Annotated in this window: 3 protein-coding genes; 1 reads left to right on the plus strand and 2 read right to left on the minus strand. The window is 72.1% G+C overall.

Annotated features, from left to right (window positions below; translation table 11 throughout):
- Window positions 1-251: 251 nt before the first annotated feature.
- Entirely contained in the window at window positions 252-389 is a 138-nt protein-coding gene (locus tag JJV70_RS22260; protein ID WP_219049833.1) for a hypothetical protein, read from the minus strand.
- A gap of 47 nt (window positions 390-436) precedes the next feature.
- Window positions 437-2,227 carry a DnaB-like helicase N-terminal domain-containing protein gene (locus JJV70_RS22265; RefSeq protein ID WP_219049834.1) on the minus strand — a complete coding sequence of 597 codons (1,791 nt, stop codon included), beginning with the start codon at window positions 2,225-2,227 and terminating at the stop codon, window positions 437-439.
- Window positions 2,228-2,491: 264 nt separating this feature from the next.
- On the opposite strand from JJV70_RS22265, the gene JJV70_RS22270 reads away from it, so the two are divergent.
- The coding region (locus tag JJV70_RS22270) for a hypothetical protein (protein ID WP_219049835.1) at window positions 2,492-2,700 on the plus strand (209 nt) is incomplete at its 3' end.

Raw genomic sequence — 2,700 nt, forward strand, 5'->3', positions numbered from 1 at the left:
TGGTGCGGGGGTCGGGTGCGGGGGTGGTGGGCATGGGTGCGGCTCCCTGGGGGTCGGTTGCCGGGGGGTGGGGCGGTAAGGGTGGTAAGGGTGATAAGCCCTGTGAGCTGCGGAAACAGCGGGGCGATAAGGGGTGCGGTAAGGGGGGCGATAAGGGGGTGCGAGCACTTACCGCCCCGTCGCCGCGCCGCTTGCGCCCGCCGCGCTGGGCTGGTCAGGGGCCTGGTTGGCCGCTGTGCCGTTTCCCGTCCTCAGCCGGTGTAGGTGAGGACGGTTGTCGGGCGGCCCTTGGTGGGGCGCTGGATACGGGCGTAGCCGGGCACTTCCAGCAGCTCAGCGGCCAGCCGGTCCCGCTCGGTGCGGGCGGTGTTCTTGAACAGGCGCCGCATCTGGTCTGTGGTGAGGCCGTCCGGTCCGGCGGCGCGGACGGCTTCGGCTAGCTTGTTGACCTGGGGGTTGCCGGTGAGGGTGCCGATGAGGTGGATGGCGGAGGCGCGGGCGTAGTTGAGGAGTTGCCAGGCGNCAGGGCGTAGACCATGGCGACGCGTTGGACGTAGGGGGCGGCGCGGGCGGTGAACTGGGCGATGACGCCGCCGGTGGCGTCGTCGCTGAGGGCGGGGTAGACCTCTTCGCAGTACAGCGCCCAGGCGTCGGGGGTGAAGTCCACCTGATCGGTGTGGGCGGCGTCGTGAAGGACGGTGCGCCACGCGGCGGCGAGGTTGGCCACGAGTTCGGGGCTGGCGCCGCGTGATCCGGGGAGGATGAGGTTGCGGTGGCAGAAGACGGGGAGGAAGCGGTTGTAGGTGCCGCCTGCCAGTTCGGAGTCCTGCATTTTGGCGCGGAACTCTTCGGGGGTGATGTGTCCGAGGATGGCGATGTGGGGGTGGGTGGCGGTCAGGGACTCGCGGACCATGGAGCCCAGGGAGTCGCCGTCCCATGCCTGGCGCAGGACGCCGGGCAGGCTGGAGCCTTCCCGCCGTCCCCGGCTCATGGTGACGGCGTATTCGGACTCCACCACCCACAGGCGTTTGTCGGCGCTGTCTGCTGCCGGGTTGTCGCCGTCGTCGTCGTGGTCTTTGACGTATTCGATGAGTCCTTCGCCGGAGTTGAGGCCGCGCGGGGTGTGGGCGGGGGTGAAGAACTCGGGTACGGCCTCAGCCAGGACGCGTTGTGCGGTGGAGGTGGCGGAGCCTTTGCGGCCGGTGGAGGTGGGGCCGACCGTTAGCGCCCAGATGAGGCAGGGGTGGCGGTCGTTGCCGACCATGAGGTGGGGGCGGCGTCCGATCGCGGCTCCGGCGGCGGACAGCAGGTTGACCAGTACCGCTACCGGATCAGCCTCGGTGGTGGAGTCCAGCTCCCGTACGGTCTCCCCAGCCCAGCCGCAGAACACCTCCGGGTGGGGGGTTGGTCCGGGGCGGTGGGGGCGCCGCAGACCGGGGGCGGGGTCGTAGAGCGGGTTGGGCGGACCGCTGGGGGCCTCCTGCGGGTGGGGTGTGGGTTCGGGTTCGCAGACGGTGAGTGCGGCGACTTCGGCCAGGACGGCGGCGCGTACGTCGTCGGCGTCCACGTCGGCGGCGGAGGCGGCCTGTACCAGGCGGGTGCCGCACTCGATCAGCTGCCGCCGCGCGGCCTTATCCCGCACGATCTCCGCGTAGTACACGGCGTGGGACGGTGCGGGCACCTTCTGCACCAGGGCGTGCACGTATCCGGCCCCGCCTACCCGGTGGAGGTCTGCGGCCTGGTCAAGTTCGCGGGCGACCGTGATGGGGTCCACCGCCCGCCCCGCGTCGTGCATCCGCTGAATCGCGCGGTGGATCGTCTCGTGCGCGGGCTGGTAGTGGTCGCACGGGTCCATCACCTGGGCCACGTCGGTGACCGCTTCGGCGGACAGCAGCATCGCGCCCAGCACGCATTGTTCGGCGTCCGCATCGTGGGGTGGTCCCTCGCGCCGCCGGGGGGCGGCACCGCGCAGCATCAGCACCTCAGCGCCCCGGGAGTCGGCCCCCGCGTCGGGCAGGGGCCGACGCCGTACCGGCCCCCGACTCCCGGCACTGCCAGCGGTCGGGTTCACCGACTCGCGGGCGGTGTTCACGGCGTTCACCGAACCCGAGTCCGTGTTCACCGAGCCCGACGCCGTGTTCATGGGCGTGTTCACGGTGTTCACCGGATCGGCCGTGGTGTTCATCGGATCGGGTGTGGTGTTCACGGGTCGGGTGGGCGTGTTCATGGGCGTGTTCACCTCGTTCACGCGGTCACTCCCGTCGTGTCGGGGTGACCGCCGACGTGGCCACCGGCATGGCCGGACCGGGCCAGACGGCGGGGGTCGCCGGTGACCGCCTGCCGTGCCGTGCCCCGGGTCGATTCCCGCTGGCCACGGGGCGACTGATCCCCGTCCGGGTCGGGCGGGTGGTGCCCGATCCCGTCGGGTGTCCGGCGGGCGGTGAACACCGGCTGGCAGGCGTGAACACGACGCCGCCCAGCGGTCATCGGGGTGACCACCCGACCGGTCGTCGGGGTAACCGACCGGCCGGACGCCGGGGTCGTCGTCGGGGTGGCCGACCGGCCGGACGCCGGGGTCGTCGTCGGGGTGGCCGACCGGCCGGACGCCGGGGTGGTCGTCGGGGTGGTCGGCCCGGTGGCCGTCCGGTCGGTCGTCGGGGTGGTGTGGTGGGTCATGGTCACCACCTCGCGCGCAGGGTG

Origin of the sequence: Streptomyces sp. JJ66 (assembly GCF_019303495.1) — a bacterium.
In the GTDB taxonomy this organism is placed as follows: domain Bacteria; phylum Actinomycetota; class Actinomycetes; order Streptomycetales; family Streptomycetaceae; genus Streptomyces.

Coding starts and splice junctions, on each gene's coding strand:
- JJV70_RS22260 (WP_219049833.1), bottom strand. CDS start 389: ATGCGGCGCCTGTTCAAGAACACCGCCCGCACCGAGCGGGACCGGCTG.